20 protein-coding genes are annotated in these 18,446 nt (G+C 61.7%); 13 read left to right on the forward strand and 7 right to left on the reverse strand.

From position 1 onward, the window contains the following. Positions 1-205 precede the first annotated feature (205 nt). From LU682_RS03640 to gdhA, 3 genes are all read left to right on the forward strand, one after another. The gene (locus LU682_RS03640) at positions 206-610 is read left to right on the forward strand and encodes a hypothetical protein (protein WP_017148090.1); all 405 of its coding nucleotides are present in this window, start codon (positions 206-208) and stop codon (positions 608-610) included. Between the two features lie 304 nt (positions 611-914). After that, positions 915-2,582: an energy-dependent translational throttle protein EttA gene (ettA, locus tag LU682_RS03645; protein ID WP_010951931.1), complete on the forward strand. Its 1,668-nt coding sequence runs from the start codon at positions 915-917 to the stop codon at positions 2,580-2,582. Positions 2,583-2,803: 221 nt separating this feature from the next. Continuing rightward, entirely contained in the window at positions 2,804-4,144 is a 1,341-nt protein-coding gene (gdhA, locus tag LU682_RS03650) for an NADP-specific glutamate dehydrogenase (protein ID WP_003247498.1), read from the forward strand. 59 nt (positions 4,145-4,203) lie between these two features. Here gdhA and LU682_RS03655 read toward each other — a convergent pair whose 3' ends face one another. From LU682_RS03655 to LU682_RS03670, 4 genes are all read right to left on the reverse strand, one after another. Next, the gene (locus tag LU682_RS03655) at positions 4,204-4,701 is read right to left on the reverse strand and encodes a GreA/GreB family elongation factor (protein WP_010951933.1); all 498 of its coding nucleotides are present in this window, start codon (positions 4,699-4,701) and stop codon (positions 4,204-4,206) included. A 67-nt stretch (positions 4,702-4,768) separates the two neighbouring features. Next, the gene (locus tag LU682_RS03660; RefSeq protein ID WP_003247495.1) at positions 4,769-5,125 is read right to left on the reverse strand and encodes a lipoprotein; all 357 of its coding nucleotides are present in this window, start codon (positions 5,123-5,125) and stop codon (positions 4,769-4,771) included. 101 nt (positions 5,126-5,226) lie between these two features. Then, a complete protein-coding gene (locus LU682_RS03665) occupies positions 5,227-7,080 on the reverse strand; it encodes an Lnb N-terminal periplasmic domain-containing protein (protein ID WP_049586363.1) in 1,854 nt (617 codons plus the stop codon). A 71-nt stretch (positions 7,081-7,151) separates the two neighbouring features. After that, positions 7,152-7,640 carry a DUF3015 domain-containing protein gene (locus LU682_RS03670; protein WP_003247492.1) on the reverse strand — a complete coding sequence of 163 codons (489 nt, stop codon included), beginning with the start codon at positions 7,638-7,640 and terminating at the stop codon, positions 7,152-7,154. Between the two features lie 250 nt (positions 7,641-7,890). On the opposite strand from LU682_RS03670, the gene LU682_RS03675 reads away from it, so the two are divergent. The 5 genes from LU682_RS03675 to bamJ all read left to right on the forward strand — a co-directional run bounded on the left by LU682_RS03675 (position 7,891) and on the right by bamJ (position 12,677). Next, positions 7,891-10,329 (forward strand): Lon protease family protein, encoded by a 2,439-nt coding sequence (locus LU682_RS03675; protein WP_004575710.1) that lies wholly within the window; start codon positions 7,891-7,893, stop codon positions 10,327-10,329. Positions 10,330-10,491: 162 nt separating this feature from the next. Beyond that, a complete protein-coding gene (locus tag LU682_RS03680) occupies positions 10,492-10,830 on the forward strand; it encodes a PA4575 family protein (protein ID WP_010951936.1) in 339 nt (112 codons plus the stop codon). 189 nt (positions 10,831-11,019) lie between these two features. Further along, a complete protein-coding gene (locus tag LU682_RS03685; protein WP_003247486.1) occupies positions 11,020-11,508 on the forward strand; it encodes a TIGR00645 family protein in 489 nt (162 codons plus the stop codon). Between the two features lie 160 nt (positions 11,509-11,668). Continuing rightward, positions 11,669-11,974, forward strand: a complete 306-nt coding sequence (locus LU682_RS03690) for a DUF6482 family protein (protein ID WP_014589631.1) — start codon at positions 11,669-11,671, stop codon at positions 11,972-11,974. Between the two features lie 85 nt (positions 11,975-12,059). Continuing rightward, on the forward strand, positions 12,060-12,677 hold the full coding sequence (gene bamJ, locus LU682_RS03695) for a BamJ family beta-barrel-assembly machinery protein (RefSeq protein WP_003247482.1): 618 nt from the start codon (positions 12,060-12,062) through the stop codon (positions 12,675-12,677). 26 nt (positions 12,678-12,703) lie between these two features. Here the strand turns inward: bamJ and LU682_RS03700 are convergent, their stop codons facing one another. From LU682_RS03700 to LU682_RS03710, 3 genes are all read right to left on the reverse strand, one after another. Beyond that, a complete protein-coding gene (locus LU682_RS03700) occupies positions 12,704-12,949 on the reverse strand; it encodes a PA4570 family protein (RefSeq protein WP_010951938.1) in 246 nt (81 codons plus the stop codon). Positions 12,950-13,033: 84 nt separating this feature from the next. Continuing rightward, positions 13,034-13,375: a zinc ribbon domain-containing protein YjdM gene (locus tag LU682_RS03705; protein ID WP_010951939.1), complete on the reverse strand. Its 342-nt coding sequence runs from the start codon at positions 13,373-13,375 to the stop codon at positions 13,034-13,036. A gap of 160 nt (positions 13,376-13,535) precedes the next feature. Further along, a complete protein-coding gene (locus LU682_RS03710) occupies positions 13,536-14,504 on the reverse strand; it encodes a polyprenyl synthetase family protein (RefSeq protein ID WP_010951940.1) in 969 nt (322 codons plus the stop codon). Positions 14,505-14,748: 244 nt separating this feature from the next. Between LU682_RS03710 and rplU the strand changes: the two genes are divergently transcribed. The 5 genes from rplU (at position 14,749) to LU682_RS03735 (ending at position 18,436) form a co-directional block, all read left to right on the forward strand. Next, positions 14,749-15,063: a 50S ribosomal protein L21 gene (rplU, locus tag LU682_RS03715; RefSeq protein WP_003247466.1), complete on the forward strand. Its 315-nt coding sequence runs from the start codon at positions 14,749-14,751 to the stop codon at positions 15,061-15,063. A gap of 38 nt (positions 15,064-15,101) precedes the next feature. After that, complete coding sequence (rpmA, locus tag LU682_RS03720) at positions 15,102-15,359, forward strand: 50S ribosomal protein L27 (protein ID WP_003247464.1); 258 nt, start codon at positions 15,102-15,104, stop codon at positions 15,357-15,359. 188 nt (positions 15,360-15,547) lie between these two features. Then, positions 15,548-16,774 (forward strand): Obg family GTPase CgtA, encoded by a 1,227-nt coding sequence (gene cgtA / locus LU682_RS03725; RefSeq protein WP_003247460.1) that lies wholly within the window; start codon positions 15,548-15,550, stop codon positions 16,772-16,774. Between the two features lie 85 nt (positions 16,775-16,859). Further along, on the forward strand, positions 16,860-17,978 hold the full coding sequence (gene proB / locus LU682_RS03730; protein ID WP_003247458.1) for a glutamate 5-kinase: 1,119 nt from the start codon (positions 16,860-16,862) through the stop codon (positions 17,976-17,978). Then, complete coding sequence (locus tag LU682_RS03735; RefSeq protein WP_010951941.1) at positions 17,975-18,436, forward strand: CreA family protein; 462 nt, start codon at positions 17,975-17,977, stop codon at positions 18,434-18,436. Before proB ends, LU682_RS03735 begins: the two co-directional genes overlap by 4 nt. Positions 18,437-18,446 lie beyond the last annotated feature (10 nt).

Consider the following 18,446-nt stretch of genomic DNA (forward strand, 5'->3'; position numbering starts at 1 on the left):
TGCACGGTGGGTGCCGGCGCCCGGCTTGCGCACCGCGGTGGCGCACTATAAGGCCGGACACCCGAAACCGGCTAGCATGCCTCGGATTATGGCGAAGTGCCAGCCATGTTGACCGATGGTGGCTGCCCGGTGGTTCGGCAAGCCCCTGTAACCTGTGCGAGAATAGCGCCCGCTTCACATGACAACGCATCGGAGATGTTCGGTTTTGGTTACTCACTTTTCCTCCAATGGCCTCGATTCCGCCTGCGGGCGCAGCAGTCAGACCCTTGTCAGCACTGCCGTGACCGAGGACGTATCCTGCAAGTCTTGCCAGCGTTCGCTGGGCAAACCCGAGGCGGCCGCTGCCGCAAAAAGCAAGGCCCCATCGCTGGCTGAACTGCGCAAGACCGCCAAGGTGGCAGCAGAGCCGGCTGTTGCAGTGGCGGCGGCCAAGCCGGCAGCCAAGGTGGTCAGCACTGCGCCTGCACCTGGCAAACCGGCCAAGGCGGCCGAGCAGCAACCTGCCCGCAGCGGCGGCTTCAGCGTGAAGTCCGCCTGGGCCGCGCGCCTGGCCGAGCAGGGCGACCGTTGCCGCCTGCCGCGGGGCAAGGCCAAACAGCGTCACGTCTGAGTCTCTTCGGCTGCTGTGCCGGCCCTTTCGCGGGCTCGCCCGCTCCCACAGGAATCGCGGATTCTTCAGGCTCTGTGGTGACGCTGTGGGAGCGGGCATGCCCGCGAAGAGGCCGGCACAGGCAATGAATTCATCCCAGTGACCGCACTGATCACACCCCACCATCGGCCCCTCCTATGCAACGCCGCGCGTTGGCGTAGAATGGTCGACTTTGTTCAATGACACCCCGTAAACACATCCCACTGGCCACCGCGTGCCGGGGCGATCGGCGATGTCTTTACCTATCTGATTAGAGGGCTTGGTTTTGGCTCAATACGTCTACACCATGCATCGGCTGAGCAAGGTCGTGCCGCCGAAGCGGGAAATTCTCAAGAACATTTCCCTGTCGTTCTTCCCAGGCGCCAAGATTGGCGTACTTGGCCTGAACGGCGCCGGTAAATCGACCCTGCTGCGGATCATGGCGGGCGTCGACAAGGAATTCGACGGCGAAGCCCGTCCGATGCCCGACATCAACGTGGGTTACCTGCCACAGGAACCGCAACTGGACCCAACCAAGACCGTGCGTGAAGTGGTCGAGGAAGCGGTCAGCGTAATCAAGGACGCCCAGGCCCGCCTGGACGAGGTCTACGCGGCCTACGCCGAGCCGGATGCCGACTTCGACAAGCTGGCCGCCGAGCAGGCCAAGCTGGAAGCCATCCTGCAGGCCGCCGATGGCCACAACCTGGAGCGCCAGCTGGACGTCGCTGCCGACGCCCTGCGCCTGCCGGCCTGGGATGCGCGCATCGAACACCTGTCCGGTGGTGAGAAACGCCGTGTGGCCCTGTGCCGCCTGCTGCTGTCGGCACCCGACATGCTGCTGCTCGACGAACCGACCAACCACCTGGACGCCGACTCGGTGGCCTGGCTGGAGCGCTTCCTGCACGACTTCCCGGGCACCGTGGTAGCCATTACCCACGACCGTTACTTCCTCGACAACGTCGCCGGCTGGATCCTGGAGCTGGACCGCGGCGCCGGCATCCCGTACGAAGGCAACTACTCGGGCTGGCTGGAAGCCAAGTCGGAGCGTCTGGCGCAGGAATCCAAGCAGCAGAGCGCCCACGAAAAGGCCATGAAAGAGGAACTGGAGTGGGTGCGCAAAGGCGCCAAAGCCCGCCAGTCCAAGTCCAAGGCCCGTCTGCAGCGCTTTGAAGAAATGCAGTCGCAGGAATTCCAGAAGCGCAGCGAAACCAACGAAATCTACATCCCGGCCGGTCCGCGCCTGGGTGACAAGGTCATCGAGTTCAAGAACGTCACCAAGGGCTACGGCGACCGTGTGCTGATCGACAACCTGTCGTTCTCCATGCCCAAAGGTGCCATCGTTGGCGTGATCGGTGGTAACGGTGCCGGTAAGTCGACCCTGTTCCGCATGTTGATGGGCAAGGAGCAACCGGACTCGGGCAGCATCGAGATCGGTGAAACCGTACAGTTGGCCTGTGTTGACCAGAGCCGTGAGGACCTGGACGGCGCCAAGACCGTGTTCCAGCAGATCTCCGACGGTTCCGACCAGATCCGCATCGGCAACTACGAGATCCCTTCGCGTACCTACGTTGGCCGCTTCAACTTCAAAGGTGGCGATCAGCAGAAGTTCGTCAAGGACCTGTCCGGTGGTGAGCGTGGCCGCCTGCACCTGGCCCTGACCCTGAAGGAAGGCGGTAACGTTCTGCTGCTCGACGAACCGTCCAACGACCTCGACGTCGAAACCTTGCGTTCGCTGGAAGAAGCCCTGCTGGACTTCCCGGGCGCCGCGATCGTGATTTCCCACGACCGTTGGTTCCTGGACCGTGTGGCTACCCACATCCTGGCGTACGAAGACGACTCGAACGTGGTGTTCTTCGAAGGTAACTACACCGAGTACGAAGCCGACCGCAAGAAGCGTCTGGGTGATGCTGCTGCCCAGCCGCACCGTGTACGGCACAAGAAACTGGCCCAGTAAGCCGGTTTTCTGATGCACAAGAATGGGGCCCCAAGTGGCCCCATTTTTGTGCCTGGCGGACCGCTATAAATGGCGAGGCGAAGGTGTATTTTGTATACACTTACATAAAACGCACCAAATAATTTCAAAAAAACGACATTTCGCCCTATTCCGGTGCGATTGCTTCTTGGTACATTCCTGAAAAAACCAATAAGTCCAATCCTCTTGGTGAGATGTCTACCATGATCGAATCTGTCGACAATTTCCTTGCACGCCTGAAGCAGCGTGACCCAGGCCAGCCGGAATTCCACCAGGCGGTGGAAGAGGTGCTGCGCACCCTGTGGCCATTCCTTGAAGCCAACCCCCACTATCTGCAGTCCGGCATCCTCGAGCGCATGGTCGAGCCCGAGCGCGCCGTACTTTTCCGCGTTTCTTGGGTCGATGACCAGGGCAAGGTGCAGGTCAACCGCGGCTACCGCATTCAGATGAGCAGTGCCATTGGCCCGTACAAGGGCGGGCTGCGCTTCCACCCGTCGGTGAACCTCAGCGTGCTGAAGTTCCTGGCGTTCGAGCAGGTGTTCAAGAACTCGCTGACCTCGCTGCCCATGGGCGGCGGCAAGGGCGGCTCGGACTTTGACCCGAAAGGCAAGAGCGACGCCGAAGTGATGCGCTTCTGCCAGGCGTTCATGAGCGAGCTGTATCGCCACATCGGTGCTGACTGCGACGTACCGGCCGGTGACATCGGTGTGGGGGCCCGCGAAATCGGCTTCATGTTCGGCCAGTACAAGCGCCTGGCCAACCAGTTCACCTCGGTGTTGACCGGTAAGGGCATGACCTATGGCGGCAGCCTGATCCGCCCGGAAGCCACCGGCTATGGCTGCGTTTACTTCGCCGAAGAAATGCTCAAGCGTCAGGACAAGCGTATCGACGGCCGCCGCGTGGCGGTGTCCGGTTCGGGCAACGTCGCCCAGTATGCTGCGCGTAAGGTGATGGACCTGGGCGGCAAGGTGATCTCGCTGTCTGACTCTGAAGGTACCTTGTATGCAGAAGCCGGGCTGACCGACGCCCAGTGGGACGCCTTGATGGAGCTGAAAAACGTCAAGCGCGGACGTATCAGCGAGCTGGCCGGGCAATTCGGCCTGGAGTTCCGCAAGGGCCAGACCCCGTGGAGCCTGCCGTGCGACATCGCCCTGCCATGCGCCACCCAGAACGAGCTGGGCGCCGAAGATGCCCGCACCTTGCTGCGTAACGGCTGTATCTGTGTGGCCGAAGGCGCCAACATGCCGACTACCCTCGAGGCTGTGGATATCTTCCTGGACGCCGGCATTCTGTACGCCCCGGGCAAGGCCTCCAATGCGGGCGGCGTAGCCGTGTCGGGCCTGGAAATGTCGCAGAACGCCATGCGCCTGCTGTGGACGGCCGGTGAAGTGGACAGCAAGCTGCACAACATCATGCAGTCGATTCACCATGCATGCGTGCACTACGGTGAAGAGGCTGATGGCCGGATCAACTACGTCAAGGGGGCGAACATCGCGGGCTTCGTGAAAGTGGCCGATGCGATGCTGGCTCAGGGCGTGGTCTGATCTGAGACCGTAGGGGGCCGCTTTGCGTCGCGATGGGCTGCAAAGCAGCCCCAGGGCCCTCAACCCTCGCCCAGAATCTCAACCACCTCTATCACCTGTTCCCCCACCGGCCGCCGCCAGACCACCTCATCCCCCGGCCCAGCCCCGAGCAAAGCCCGCCCCAATGGCGAACCCCAGTTGATCAACCCGTGCCCGGCATCCGCCTCATCCTCGCCCACCAGCTGCACCACCTGCTCCTGGTCCTGCGCGTCGACAAACCGCACCCGGCTACCAATCTGTACCTTGCTATGGGAAGTCGCCGCGGGTACCACCTGGGCGCTTTGCACCCGCGCGCTGAAGTAGCGCAGATCCCGCTCGGTATCGGCCAGCCGTTGTTTGTCACCCCGTTCGCCCTGCGCCTGCAGTTCGCTGCGCAAGGCATTCAGCTCGGCCACCCGCGTTTGCAACTGGCGCAGGCCGCTGGCCGTCACATAGTTGGGCTGTTCGCTGATGCGCCGCTCGACCGGCTGATCGGCCTGGTCGGCGGCTTGGTCTTCGTTGACGAATGCTCGGCTCATGTAGGGCCTCCTTGTGCATGAGACCATCATGGCAGGCCGCCGGTTTAAAGGAATGTCCGTTTGCGACTCAATTGTGGCGATAGGCCTTGGCAGCGCCGCGGTCCTTTTCCTGCTCCCACTCGCGGTCGCGCTGGTCCCAGAAGCGCTCGTGGTATTGGCGCTGTTCTTCGCTGTTCTGCATGGCGTGACACTGGCGGAAGCCATCGTCCCAGCCGGTTTCGTACTGACGCTCGTGCAGGTAGCGCGGTACGTTCTTGCGGAAGTTGCCCACCATCAGCCCGGCCGCCTGGCGGCCACTGCTGCAGCCGTCCTGGAAGCCATCCGCATAGGCAGGAGGGTAACCGTGGTTGACCATCTGCTCGTGGGTGGTTTCGCAACCCGACAGCAACAACGCAATGCACACGCCGAACCAGTACCGCGACATAGCCACAAAGCCCTCCAGTTGATGATGGGAAGTCTAGGTGGCGGTTTGTCGGGTAGGTGTCAAAACAGTGTCAAAGAGTCGGATGGCTCCCACAATTCACGTCAGTAGTGATACCACTTCAGCTCGAGCATCACCTCGTTCTGTGCCGTGGCCAGGTGGCTGAACTCACGCGAGGCGCTCAACCGAAGACCAAGGTTCTGGCTGATTTCCCACTGCTGGTTCAGGCTTACACTGCGCCGCACTTCGCCGTTGGTGAAGTAATCGCCCTTGGCCTCCAGCGTCATGTTGCCCAGCCCGTTGCGCCACAGCAGCCCGCCATTGAAGCCAGCTGCCGGGGCAATGAACTGAGCGAAGTCGTTGTGATGCTCGACCCGCACCGTGCCCAAGGCAAACCCCAGCAAACCGTCGGCCAGCTGCCAGGTGCCGCCAGCGCCGCCATTCACATGGCTCACCAGCACTTCGTCATCATGCTTGCCCGGCACCCGCTCCAGCCCGCCGGCCACTTGCCATGACCAAGGCTTGAGCAGCTCGTTACGGGGTGTCAGTGAACGGATGGTGGCCAGGTCCAGGCGCTGCACCTGCCAATCGTTGCCTTCATACTGGCGCAGCTTCAATTGCAGGATTTCGATCTGTGCGCCCAGCGGGAAGCCATAGGCGTTGTCATTCAGGTCGTGGTAGGCCATGCGCAAGCCATATTCGGCGTAGGCGCGGTCTTCACGGGTGCCCACGCCCAGTTGCCAGGTGCGCGAGTCATGGCCATCTTCGGGCAGGCCGGGGCGCTCGATCTGCAGGGGCGGCGGCGGGTTGCTGTTGATCGCCCGCAGCAACTCGAAGCTGCGTTTGGCTTGCCCTGGGTCGCGTTCCTGGCCGTTGGCCCGATACCGCTCAAGGCGATACGCGGCATCTTGCACCAACGCTTGGCGTTCGCGAGGCAGGGCCTGGAATTCTGGGCTTTGCAATTGCGCAGTGTCGGCGCTTACAGCCAGCACCTGGCGCTTTTCGTCGTGGTCGAGTGGCTCGGCCCTGGCCAGCAATTCACGTTCGCGAGAGGGGCGGTAAGTTTCGCTGGCGACCAGCCCGGACTGCTTCACGGCCTTCACCGTGTCGGTGGGAATGGCGGTCAGCGGGAACTGAGACGTCAGGTCCAGGCTCGGCCGGGCCACTTGCAGCAGCTCCAGCAGGCGATACGAGCAGTTTTCGTCGAAGAAGAAGTAGTCGAACTGGATCTGCTTCAGCTCCCACACATGCTCGACCATACGTCCGGTTTCTTCGGGGGTCAGGTCCAGCTGGTATTCCCACAGGTCGCGGTTTTCCAGGCTGCGGTATTCGGAGAGTTTTTCCTGGTAGGGCATCAGCGCGAACAGCCCCGGGTAGCCGCCCATCAGGCCTTTCCAGGCGTACAGGATGCTGTTGTCGCTGCCTTCGATATAGGCACCGAAGTTGATGGCGTAGCTCAGCAGCGTGGTGTCGTCGCTGCGGGTGTTGGACTGGTCGATGCGCAGCAGGGTGTGCCCGAACATCGACGACGGGCTGTTCAGGTAGGCTGCCGGGAAGATCAACGCGGCGCTGTGCGGGTCGATCGACTGGTACCAGGTCTTGAATTCCTGGCAGTCCGGTTGTGGCAAGTCTTGCAGGTCGAGCTGTTCGCGCAGCCAGCGGGTGCGAGCGGGGAATACGCACTGGGCGTGCTTGTCACCGAGGCTGGCCGGGGCATACAGCGCAGCGACCGTAGCCTTGAGTTCCTGGTCCGGATGGTGCGCGCCATCTTCGGCGAGGAAGAACGCATCATCATCCACATAGCTGCGCCAGCCGCCGAGCTTGGCGGTTTCGTAATGTCCAATGGCGAGCCAGTAGGGGGTATTGGCCAATTGCTGGAGACGGCCTGGATCCAGCATGGGGGCGGCATGAACAGGGGCGCAGGCACACAGCGCCAGGGCAGCGAGGCGTTTGAGCATATCGGGCAACTACTTCTTGACGATGCCGAAAAAGGCGAAACCCGCCCCGGGTGGGGCGGGAGCAGCTGTGCTTAGGCCTCGGTAGCGTATTTGGCCAGGCGTGGGTCGCTCTTCAGAACGGCCAGGGTGTTGCTGTGGACAGTTTCGGCAGTGACGTCGGCGCTGCTGAAGATCTGGTTGAAGTGCTGGTGGGTGACCGAGTTGAAGTAGCTGCGGTCCTCCGGTGCTACGCCGAGAACGACGGCATAGGTGGTCAGTGCTTCGCCCTGGCCCATGGCCATGTCTTCGGAAAGCTCGTTCATCATGCCGTTCATGGCGAACCAGGACTTGCCGCCGTAGGTCAGCGAAGCCTTGGTCGAGCAGCCGTTGGTGCCGGAGGTCATGCCGAAAGTGGCGTTACCGGAGGTGCCGTTGGTGGTAGAAGCCAGGAAGTGTGCCGGCGTGCCGCGCTGGCCTTCGAACAGCATGTTGCCCCAGCCGCAGTTCGGGCCGCCTGGCGCTTCGGCCATGGCGTTCAGCGAGACCACGGTGAACAGAGTACCCAGAAGAATCCGTTTCATAGCATTTGTTCTCTTTGTCTTAACCAAGGGTCAGGGTTTCTGGCAACTCGGTTGCCAGGTCGGGAAAGCTTTTCACCCACCCGCGCAGCTTGGAGTTTAGGCACGATCTAAAGGTTGCGTTGTTGATTGCGAAAAATTTGCTGTCACAAGACTGCACCGGCTGCGACATAAAGTCCCGTGGAGCCTTGCAAGGCGCGCGCGGGCAGCGCCAGAATGCTGCGTATCTGCCCCGCCGAAGTAAGGAAACCCAATGCCCGATCCTGTCGCTGCGCGCCTGCGTCTTGCGCCTGAAGCCCTGACCCGGCGTTTCTCCCCCGAGCAGTTTGCTTTTACCCATACCGACGATCTGGAGCCGTTTCGCGGAGTTCTGGGCCAGGAACGTGCTGTTGAGGCCCTGCAGTTTGGCGTGGCCATGCCGCGTCCTGGTTACAATGTGTATGTGATGGGCGAGCCCGGCACCGGGCGCTTCTCGTTCGTCAAGCGCTACCTCAAGGCCGAGGGCAAGCGCCAGCAGACCCCGGCCGACTGGGTCTACGTCAACCACTTCGACGACACCCGTGAACCACGTGCACTGGAGCTGCCGTCCGGAAGCGCCGCCGAGTTCATCAGCGACATGGGCGGATTGATCGACAACCTGCTGTCGACGTTCCCGGCGGTGTTCGAACACCCGTCCTACCAGCAGAAGAAGGGCGCCATCGACCGCGCTTTCAACCAGCGTTATGACCGTGCTCTGGATGTGATCGAGCGCGCGTCGCTGGAAAAGGACGTGGCCTTGTACCGCGATGCCAGCAACGTCGCCTTCACGCCGATGGCTGATGGCAAGGCGCTGGATGAAGCTGAATTTGCCCAATTGCCGGAGGAGGTGCGCGAGCAATTCCACGAGGACATTGCCCTGCTTGAGGAGCGCCTCAACGAAGAGCTGGCCAGCCTGCCGCAATGGAAGCGCGAATCGAACAACCAGCTGCGCCAGCTCAACGAAGAAACCATCACCCTGGCACTGCAGCCGTTGCTGGCGCCGCTGTCGGAAAAGTACGCCGAAAACGCGGCGGTGTGCGCCTACCTGCAATCGGTGCAGTTGAACCTGTTGCGTACGCTGGTCGAGCAACTGGTCGATGACAGCAAGTCCGACGCCGTGGCCCGCAAGCTGCTCGAAGAGCAGTACGCGCCCAGCCTGGTGGTGGGCCATCACGCTGACGGTGGGGCGCCGGTGGTGTTCGAGCCGCACCCGACCTATGACAATTTGTTTGGCCGTATCGAATACAGCACCGACCAAGGTGCGCTGTATACCTCCTATCGCCAACTGCGCCCAGGCGCGCTGCACCGTGCCAACGGCGGCTTCCTGATTCTGGAAGCCGAGAAAATGCTGGGTGAGCCGTTCGTATGGGACGCGCTCAAGCGTGCGTTGCAGTCGCGCAAGCTGAAGATGGAGTCGCCGATCGGTGAGCTGGGCCGTGTTGCCACTGTCAGCCTGCAGCCGCAGGTGATTCCGCTGAACGTCAAGCTGGTGATCATCGGCTCGCGCCAGCTGTACTACGCACTGCAGGACCACGACCCGGACTTCCAGGAGATGTTCCGCGTGCTGGTGGACTTCGATGAAGACATGCCGATGGTCGACGAGAACCTGGAGCAGTTCGCCCAGCTGTTGCGCACCCGCACCAACGAAGAGGGCATGGCGCCGCTGACCAGTGACGCGGTAGCGCGTCTGGCCACCTACAGTGCTCGTCTGGCCGAAAACCAGTCGCGCCTGTCAGCGCGTATCGGTGACCTGTTCCAGCTGGTCAGCGAGGCTGATTTCATTCGCCAGCTGGCCAGTGACGAAATGACCGACGCAGGCCACATCGAGCGTGCGCTGAAGGCCAAGGCCACCCGTACCGGCCGTGTGTCGCAACGGGTGCTGGACGACATGCTCGCCGGCATCATCCTGATCGACACGGAGGGCGCGGCCATCGGCAAGTGCAACGGGCTGACCGTGCTTGAAGTGGGTGACTCGGCGTTCGGCATGCCCGCGCGTATTTCGGCCACCGTCTACCCCGGCGGCAGCGGTATTGTCGATATCGAGCGTGAGGTCAACCTTGGCCAGCCGATCCACTCCAAAGGGGTGATGATCCTCACCGGTTACCTGGGCAGCCGCTATGCCCAGGAGTTCCCGCTGGCGATCTCCGCGAGCATCGCCCTGGAGCAGTCCTACGGCTACGTGGACGGCGACAGCGCCTCGCTGGGCGAAGCCTGCACGCTGATCTCGGCCTTGTCGCGCACGCCGCTCAAGCAGTGCTTCGCCATCACAGGCTCCATCAACCAGTTTGGTGAAGTGCAGGCGGTGGGTGGGGTGAACGAGAAGATCGAGGGCTTCTTCCGCCTCTGCGAGGCGCGTGGCCTGACCGGCGAGCAGGGGGTGATCATTCCGCGTGCCAACGTCGCCACCCTGATGCTTGACGAGCGTGTGTTGCAGGCGGTGGAGAACGGCATGTTCCACGTCTACGCGGTCAGCCAGGCTGATGAGGCGCTGAGCCTGTTGGTGGGCGAGGAGGCCGGGGTACTCGACGACAAGGGGCTGTTCACCGAGGGCAGCGTCAATGCCCGGGTGGTGGAGCGCCTGCGTGAAATTGCCGAGATGATCAGTGAGGAAGACATCGAGAAGGCAGAAAAGGAACGCCTGGAAGAGGTGATTGCCCAGGCCAAACCGGCCTGAGTCAATAAACTGGCGCTGGCGGCGATGTGCTACCGTTCAGCGCCAGTTTTCCATCTTTCTGTACTGTTCCTCTATGCTGGAACTTAAGGACGGTACAGCGTTCAGGATGGAAACAGCCTGAGGGTTTCGGGCTGAACAAGGCTCATTGGAGGGGACGCGGCCATGCGCAACCTCAGCCTCACACGCCAGTGCCTGGGCCTGGTGACCCGTATCGAATGCAGCATCCGCCCGCTGGCCGGTGACAACGGCATGTGGACGTTGCTGTTCGCCGCCGGCATGGCCGGTGAACAACCCTCCGCGATCAAGGCGCAGGGCCCGTTTCATGGGCCACTGGTGGCCGAATCGGTGCTCAATGCCATCGTCGACAGCCTGACCATGCATGGTTATCAAGTGGCCGATGACCCGCAGATCTGGTGTCTGCATTTGCAGGCGCAGTTGCGGCGGATCAATGGTGAGCGGTGTCGCAACCTGGGGGATTACCAGTTTCATCCTGAGACCTGAAGAATGCCGGGGCCGCTTTGCGGCCCATCGCGACACAAGGCCGCTCCCACAGGTACAGCATCGGCTTGCTGTGGGAGTGTGGCCTTGTGTCGCGATCAGGCTGCGGAGCAGCCCCCGGGCTTTTGCTGTAACAGGTGGCTGGCTATACTCGCCGTCGCTTTTTTAGTCACCTGATGAGTCCTGAACTTCATGGAACGTATCCTCGAAAACGCGATGTATGCCTCGCGCTGGCTGCTCGCACCGATCTACTTCGGCTTGTCCCTCGGCCTGCTGGCCCTGGCGCTGAAATTTTTCCAGGAAGTGGTCCACGTCCTGCCCAATGTCTTTGCGTTGAGCGAAGCTGACCTGATCCTGGTGATCCTGTCACTGATCGACATGTCGCTGGTTGGTGGCCTGCTGGTGATGGTGATGATTTCCGGCTACGAGAACTTCGTCTCGCAACTGGACATCGATGAAAGCAAGGAAAAGCTCAACTGGCTGGGCAAGATGGACTCCTCGTCGCTGAAGATGAAGGTTGCCGCGTCGATCGTGGCGATTTCCTCCATTCACCTGCTGCGGGTGTTCATGGATGCGCAGAACATCTCCACCGATTACCTGATGTGGTACGTGATCATCCACATGACCTTCGTGGTCTCGGCGTTCTGCATGGGCTACCTGGACAAGCTGACCAAGCACTGAGTCCCCCCAGGCCTCACTGCAACTCCTGTGGGGGCGGGCATGCCCGCTCCCACAGATATCGAGGCTCAACTGACGAGTGGCGTCAGTCATGCCTTGCGCATTCTCCCTTCCTGTACAAAAAATGAGCTCTCATGCGTGGTTCCCATCGCGAGGTGCTCTCATGAACCTGCATCAGCTCAATACCGAGGCCAGGGCTGGCCATGTCGACGAACTGAACCTGATCGCCATCGAAGGCGGTGACTACCTGCTCGAGGCCCGGGTCAAAGGCCATCCTCACCCCCTGTCCGATACCCGTGGTGAACGCTTGCGCGTGCACTCGGTGGAGGATGCGCGCAAGTTGCTGCAAACCATCCCCATGGTCTCGATGAACCTGGTGCACTGGTCGGTGCAGGACGAAATGTGCGGCATGGGTACGCACCCGGAAGAAGACCTGAAGGTGCCGATTTCCCAGCGTTCGGCCTGGTAGCTGCTCGCAGCGCCCCAGTGTGCTAGGCTGCTCGCCCTTTTTATCAAGGGCGCGGCTGCATTGCGCCCTGCAGTGGAGCACGACAATGTCCGAACTCAACCTGTCTACCGACGAAACGCGCGTCAGCTACGGTATCGGCCGTCAGCTGGGTGGCCAGCTGCGCGACAACCCGCCACCAGGCGTTAGCCTGGAAGCCATCCTGGCCGGCCTGACCGACGCCTTCAACGGTGCCGACAGCCGCGTCAGCGAAGCCGACCTGTCGGCCAGCTTCAAGGTCATCCGCGAGGTGATGCAAGCCGAAGCTGCAGCCAAGGCCGAAGCCGCTGCTGCTGCTGGCAAGGAGTTCCTGGTCGAGAACGCCAAGCGTGAAGGCATCACCACGCTGGCTTCGGGCCTGCAGTTCGAAGTGCTGACCGCTGGTGAAGGCGCCAAGCCGACCCGCGAAGACAACGTGCGTACGCACTACCACGGCACCCTGATCGACGGCACTGTGTTCGACAGCTCCTACGAGCGTGGCCAGCCGGCTGAATTCCCGGTAGGCGGCGTGATCGCTGGCTGGACCGAAGCCCTGCAGCTGATGAACGCTGGCAGCAAATGGCGCCTGTACGTGCCAAGCGAGCTGGCTTACGGCGCCCAAGGCGTTGGCAGCATCCCGCCGCACAGCGTTCTGGTGTTCGACGTCGAGCTGCTCGACGTTCTGTAATGCCCTGGAGGCCGGCCCTGCCGGCCTCAATTCCAGTCTGTCCCCCCAGGGCGCAACGCCCGCGCATAGCAGAACAGAAACAGATTCCGTACCAGTTCCTTGAGCACCCCCGGTTCACTCGAATTCAGCCCGCTCATGTCCAGGTCACCCTGGTCACGCAGTTCGTCGAGGGCTTCTTCTTCAAGCACCGCGCACACTTCGCCGGTTTCCCGATGAAGAATGCGCAGGTAGGGGTGAGGGCGTTCCAGCCAGGCGTCGATCAGATAAGTCATGGCTATTCTCCTTGGACAGCAATTCCAATGAGAATAATTCTTATTACCAGAATAGCAAGCGCCAATTGGCGGTTTTTTGCCTGATCAGACTTTGCGGACGAACTCGGACTTCAGCTTCATGGCGCCGATGCCGTCGATTTTGCAGTCGATGTCGTGGTCGCCGTCGCACAGGCGGATGTTCTTGACCTTGGTGCCAACCTTGACCACCAGGGACGAACCCTTGACCTTGAGGTCCTTGATCACGGTGACGGTGTCACCGTCTTGCAGGATGTTGCCGACCGAGTCCTTTTTCACCACATCGTCGCTGGCCGCCTCGGCATCGCCGCTGGCCGACCACTCGTGGGCGCATTCAGGGCAGATCAGCTGAGTGCCATCCTCATAGGTGTATTCGGAGTTGCATTTCGGGCAGGGTGGCAGAGTGCTCACTTCGGTTCCTCAAACAAACAGACGGGCGGTTAAAAGCCCACATTGTAAAAGGTATTTTTCCGGAAGTGATTATGTCCGGACAAAAAGCACCACGGGCAAGCGCGCTCCCCACAAATGGTGCAGGAGCGGGCTTGCCCGCGAATGAAGTCGACTCGGTCTGTCAGTGCGTACGCGCGACCGCAAACTCGCTCAGTTCAACCAGCGCATCCCGGTATTCACTGGCAGGCAGCACTTCGAGGCAGGCGATGGCGCGTTTCACGTAATCGCGCGCCAGCTCGGCGGTGTATTTCAGTGCGCCCGATTCTTCGACCGCAACGCGAATCTGTTCCAGATCTTCCAGGCCACCCTTCTGGATCGCCTGGCGTACCAGCGCCGCCTGCTCGGCAGTGCCTTCGCGCATGGTGTAGATCAGCGGCAGGGTAGGTTTGCCCTCGGCCAGGTCGTCACCGACGTTCTTGCCCAGGGTCTGCGAGTCACCCTTGTAGTCCAGCAGGTCGTCGACCAGCTGGAAGGCCACGCCCAGATGGTCGCCAAAGGTACGCAGGGCTTCGCGCTGCTCGTCGGTGGCCTGGGCCAGCGCCGCAGCACTGTGGGTAGAAGCTTCGAACAGCATCGCCGTCTTGCCGCGAATGACCTCCATGTAGACTTCCTCGGTGGTGCTGGCGTCGCGTACGCGCGACAGTTGCAGCACTTCACCTTCGGCAATCACCCGGGTGGCCTTGGACAGGATCTGCATGACCGGCATCGAGCCCAGCTCGACCATCATTTCGAACGAGCGCGAATAAAGGAAGTCGCCCACCAGTACGCTCGGCGCGTTGCCCCACAGGGCATTGGCGGTAGAGCGGCCACGGCGCATGCCGGACATGTCGACCACGTCGTCGTGCAGCAGGGTGGCGGTGTGCAGGAATTCGATGGTGGCGGCCAGCAGGCGCAGGTCGTCGCCTTCGCGGCCCAGGGCCTTGCCACAAAGCAGTACCAGCAGGGGACGCAGGCGCTTGCCACCGGCGGACGTGATATAGTCGCCGATCTTCGATACCAGCGGCACGCGCGAGGTCAGCTGCTTCTTGATGATCTCGTCGACGGCGCTGAAATCATCAGCCACCGCGCGGTAGAAGGTTTGGGGTTGCATCGGCTGCTCCAGTGAGGTTGCGCGGCATGCTAGGTCGCGGGTCCCGGTGTGTCAAGGCGCGGTGCCCGCAGGCCGGGGGCGGCACTTGCAAGCAAAACCGTGGTTGCGTACAATCGCGCACCCTAACTTCCTGGGCAGCACCTGCCTTACGCAATTGCGCCGGGCCGTTCCAGCCCTGTGCAGCCATGCCAGCCAATACTCATCATATAAAGCGCTGGGTGAGCAGGATTATCGGAGAAATACCATGTCTTACGCAGTAATCGTTACCGGCGGCAAGCAGTACAAAGTCGCTGAAGGTGAATTCCTCAAGATCGAAAAACTGGAAGTCGCCACTGGCGAATCCGTGACCTTCGATCGCGTTCTGCTGGTCGCCAACGGTGAAGAAGTCACCATCGGTGCTCCAGTTGTTGCTGGCGCTAAAGTAGTGGCCGAAGTCGTTTCGCAAGGCCGCCACGACAAGGTTCGCATCATCAAGTTCCGTCGTCGTAAGCACCACATGAAGCGTATGGGCCACCGCCAGTGGTTCACCGAGATCAAAATCACCGGCATCCAGGCTTAATCCCCTAGATCCCCTGAATTTATTTGGAGAATTGAACCATGGCTCACAAGAAGGCTGGTGGTAGTACTCGTAACGGTCGCGACTCAGAATCGAAACGCCTTGGCGTGAAGATGTATGGCGGCCAGGTTATCAAGCCAGGCAACATCATCGTCCGTCAGCGCGGTACCGAATTCCACGCTGGCTACGGCGTTGGCATGGGCAAGGACCACACCTTGTTCGCCAAGATCGAAGGCGTGATCAAGTTCGAGAAGAAAGGCGAGTTCATGCGCCGTTACGTGAGCATCGTCGCCGCTTAATCGCGACGTCGCTCCAGAAGCCCCGTCATGCGACGGGGCTTTTTCGTTTGTGGTGAGCCTCTTGCAAAGCTGTTTGTCTGGGTTGCCGGCGTTGGTTTCTACGGTCGTACGGGGCCGCCGCGCTCATTTTTGCAAGAGCCTCATGTTTTTGAGTCATTCAGCTCGTCTGCCGACGAGAGGCGGTTTTAATGAAGTTTGTTGACGAAGTATCCATTCGGGTCAAGGCCGGTGACGGTGGCAACGGTTGCATGAGCTTCCGTCGCGAGAAGTTCATCGAGAACGGCGGCCCTAACGGCGGTGACGGTGGTGACGGCGGCTCGGTGTACATGATTGCCGACGAAAACCTGAACACCCTGGTCGACTACCGCTACACCCGTCACCATGAAGCCCAGCGTGGCTCCAACGGCGGTAGCACCGACTGCACCGGCAAGAAGGGTGAAGACCTGTTCCTGCGCGTGCCGGTCGGCACCACCGTGATCGATGCTTCCACGCAGGAAGTGATCGGTGACCTGGTCACCCCCGGCCAGAAGCTGATGGTCGCGCAAGGTGGCTGGCACGGGCTTGGCAACACCCGTTTCAAGTCGAGCACCAACCGTGCGCCGCGCCAGACCACCCCAGGCAAACCGGGTGAGCAGCGTGACCTGAAGATGGAAATGAAGGTGTTGGCCGACGTCGGCCTGCTGGGCTTGCCGAACGCTGGCAAGAGTACCTTCATCCGTTCGGTCTCGGCCGCCAAGCCGAAAGTTGCCGACTACCCGTTCACTACCCTGGTGCCAAACCTGGGCGTGGTCAGCGTCGACCGCTGGAAGAGCTTCGTCATCGCCGACATCCCAGGCCTGATCGAAGGCGCTTCCGAAGGTGCCGGCCTGGGTATCCGCTTCCTCAAGCACCTGGCGCGTACTCGCGTGCTGCTGCACCTGGTGGACATTGCACCGCTGGACGAAAGCAGCCCGGCCGATGCCGCCGAAGTCATCGTCAACGAGCTGACCCGCTTCAGCCCGTCGCTGGCCGAGCGTGAGCGCTGGCTGGTGCTGAACAAGGCCGATATGGTCATGGACGACGAGCGCGACGAGCGTGTGCAGGAAGTGATCGACCGTCTGGAGTGGGAAGGCCCGGTCTACGTGATCTCGGCTATTTCCAAGCAGGGCACCGACAAGCTCAGCCACGACCTGATGCGCTACCTCGAAGACCGCGCCGACCGCCTGGCCAACGACCCGGCCTACGCCGAAGAGCTGGCCGACCTTGACCAGCGCATCGAAGACGAAGCCCGTGCCCAGCTGCAGGCCCTGGACGACGCCCGTACCCTGCGTCGTACCGGCGTCAAGAGCGTGCATGACATCGGCGACGACGATGGTTGGGACGATGATTTCGAGGACGACGAAGACGGTCCGGAAATCATTTACGTGCGCGACTGATCGGTTGCAGTACACTAAACGCCGCTCTCTGGAGCGGCGTTTTTGTATCCACGGTATCTACAGATTCGACATAGGTTGGAAGAAGATGCGAAGCAAGGTGACGGGCGCCAAGCGCTGGGTCGTTAAGATTGGCAGTGCTCTGCTGACCGCCGATGGCAAGGGCCTCGACCGCGGTGCAATGGCCGTTTGGGTCGAGCAGATGGTCGCGCTGCGTGAGGCGGGCGTGGAGTTGGTACTGGTCTCCTCCGGGGCCGTGGCTGCCGGCATGAGCCAGCTGGGCTGGACCAAGCGACCGAGTGCGATGAACGAGCTGCAGGCGGCTGCCTCGCTCGGCCAGATGCGTCTGGTGCAGGCCTGGGAGTCGAGCTTCGGGGAGCACGGGAAGCACACCGCGCAGATCCTGCTGACCCATGACGACCTGTCCGACCGCAAGCGTTACCTGAATGCCCGCAGCACCCTGCGCACCTTGGTCGATCTGGGCGTGGTGCCGGTGATCAACGAAAACGACACCGTGGTCACCGACGAGATCCGCTTCGGCGACAACGACACCCTGGCGGCGCTGGTGGCCAACCTGGTCGAGGCCGACCTGCTGGTGATCCTCACCGACCGCGATGGTATGTTCGATGCCGACCCGCGCAACAACCCCGAAGCGCAGTTGATCTACGAAGCCCGCGCCGACGACCCCTCACTGGATGCCGTGGCCGGTGGTACCGGTGGTGCCCTGGGCCGTGGCGGCATGCAGACCAAGCTGCGTGCGGCGCGCCTGGCTGCCCGTTCCGGCGCCCACACCATCATTATCGGTGGCCGCATCGAGCGCGTGCTGGACCGCCTGAAGGCGGGCGAGCGCCTGGGCACCTTGCTGTCCCCTGAGCGCGGCATGCTCGCGGCGCGCAAGCAGTGGCTGGCCGGTCACCTGCAAACCCGTGGCACCCTGGTGCTGGATGCCGGTGCCGTGCAAGCGCTGCGTCAGGCCAACAAGAGCTTGCTGCCGGTTGGCGTGAAGACTGTGCAGGGCAGCTTCCGTCGCGGCGAGATGGTGGTGTGCGTCGGCCCGGACGGTGTTGAAGTGGCTCGCGGCCTGGCCAACTACAGCGCCCTGGAGGCGCAGAAGATCATTGGTCAGTCGTCCGAAGCCATCGAGTCGATCCTTGGCTATAGCGCCGAGCCGGAACTTGTACACCGCGACAACCTGGTGCTGGTATGAGCCTGCTGAAGAACGTAATCGCTGTGGCAGCGTGCGTGCTGCCGATGTTGGCTGGCGCCGAAGAGGTCGGCCAGGTGTCCACCGTGTTCAAGTTCGTCGGGCCGAACGACCGCATTGTGGTCGAGGCGTTCGATGACCCTAAAGTCGAGGGCGTGACGTGCTACCTGTCACGTGCCAAGACTGGCGGAGTGAAAGGGGGCTTGGGGCTGGCCGAGGACCGGGCGGAGGCATCGATTGCCTGTCGTCAGGTCGGGCCGATCAACTTCAAGGGTGAGCTCAAGGATGGCGAGGAAGTGTTCAAGGAACGCACCTCGCTGGTGTTCAAGACCATGCAGGTGGTGCGTTTTCTCGACAAGAAGCGCAATACGCTGGTGTACCTGGTGTACAGCGACCGCATGATCGAAGGCAGCCCGCAGAATGCGGTGACTGCCATTCCGATCCTGCCTTGGGCTCATTGATAGCCCGCTC

The organism is Pseudomonas alloputida (genome assembly GCF_021283545.2).
In the GTDB taxonomy this organism is placed as follows: domain Bacteria; phylum Pseudomonadota; class Gammaproteobacteria; order Pseudomonadales; family Pseudomonadaceae; genus Aquipseudomonas; species Aquipseudomonas alloputida.

Excerpts from the sequence above, each read along its gene's own strand:
- gdhA (WP_003247498.1), top strand. The coding sequence starts at position 2,804 with ATGATCGAATCTGTCGACAATTTCCTTGCACGCCTGAAGCAGCGTGAC.
- LU682_RS03655 (WP_010951933.1), bottom strand. The coding sequence starts at position 4,701 with ATGAGCCGAGCATTCGTCAACGAAGACCAAGCCGCCGACCAGGCCGAT.
- LU682_RS03660 (WP_003247495.1), bottom strand. The coding sequence starts at position 5,125 with ATGTCGCGGTACTGGTTCGGCGTGTGCATTGCGTTGTTGCTGTCGGGT.
- LU682_RS03665 (WP_049586363.1), bottom strand. The coding sequence starts at position 7,080 with ATGCTCAAACGCCTCGCTGCCCTGGCGCTGTGTGCCTGCGCCCCTGTT.
- LU682_RS03670 (WP_003247492.1), bottom strand. The coding sequence starts at position 7,640 with ATGAAACGGATTCTTCTGGGTACTCTGTTCACCGTGGTCTCGCTGAAC.
- LU682_RS03675 (WP_004575710.1), top strand. The coding sequence starts at position 7,891 with ATGCCCGATCCTGTCGCTGCGCGCCTGCGTCTTGCGCCTGAAGCCCTG.
- LU682_RS03680 (WP_010951936.1), top strand. The coding sequence starts at position 10,492 with ATGCGCAACCTCAGCCTCACACGCCAGTGCCTGGGCCTGGTGACCCGT.
- LU682_RS03685 (WP_003247486.1), top strand. The coding sequence starts at position 11,020 with ATGGAACGTATCCTCGAAAACGCGATGTATGCCTCGCGCTGGCTGCTC.
- LU682_RS03690 (WP_014589631.1), top strand. The coding sequence starts at position 11,669 with ATGAACCTGCATCAGCTCAATACCGAGGCCAGGGCTGGCCATGTCGAC.
- bamJ (WP_003247482.1), top strand. The coding sequence starts at position 12,060 with ATGTCCGAACTCAACCTGTCTACCGACGAAACGCGCGTCAGCTACGGT.
- LU682_RS03700 (WP_010951938.1), bottom strand. The coding sequence starts at position 12,949 with ATGACTTATCTGATCGACGCCTGGCTGGAACGCCCTCACCCCTACCTG.
- LU682_RS03710 (WP_010951940.1), bottom strand. The coding sequence starts at position 14,504 with ATGCAACCCCAAACCTTCTACCGCGCGGTGGCTGATGATTTCAGCGCC.
- rplU (WP_003247466.1), top strand. The coding sequence starts at position 14,749 with ATGTCTTACGCAGTAATCGTTACCGGCGGCAAGCAGTACAAAGTCGCT.
- rpmA (WP_003247464.1), top strand. The coding sequence starts at position 15,102 with ATGGCTCACAAGAAGGCTGGTGGTAGTACTCGTAACGGTCGCGACTCA.
- cgtA (WP_003247460.1), top strand. The coding sequence starts at position 15,548 with ATGAAGTTTGTTGACGAAGTATCCATTCGGGTCAAGGCCGGTGACGGT.
- proB (WP_003247458.1), top strand. The coding sequence starts at position 16,860 with ATGCGAAGCAAGGTGACGGGCGCCAAGCGCTGGGTCGTTAAGATTGGC.
- LU682_RS03735 (WP_010951941.1), top strand. The coding sequence starts at position 17,975 with ATGAGCCTGCTGAAGAACGTAATCGCTGTGGCAGCGTGCGTGCTGCCG.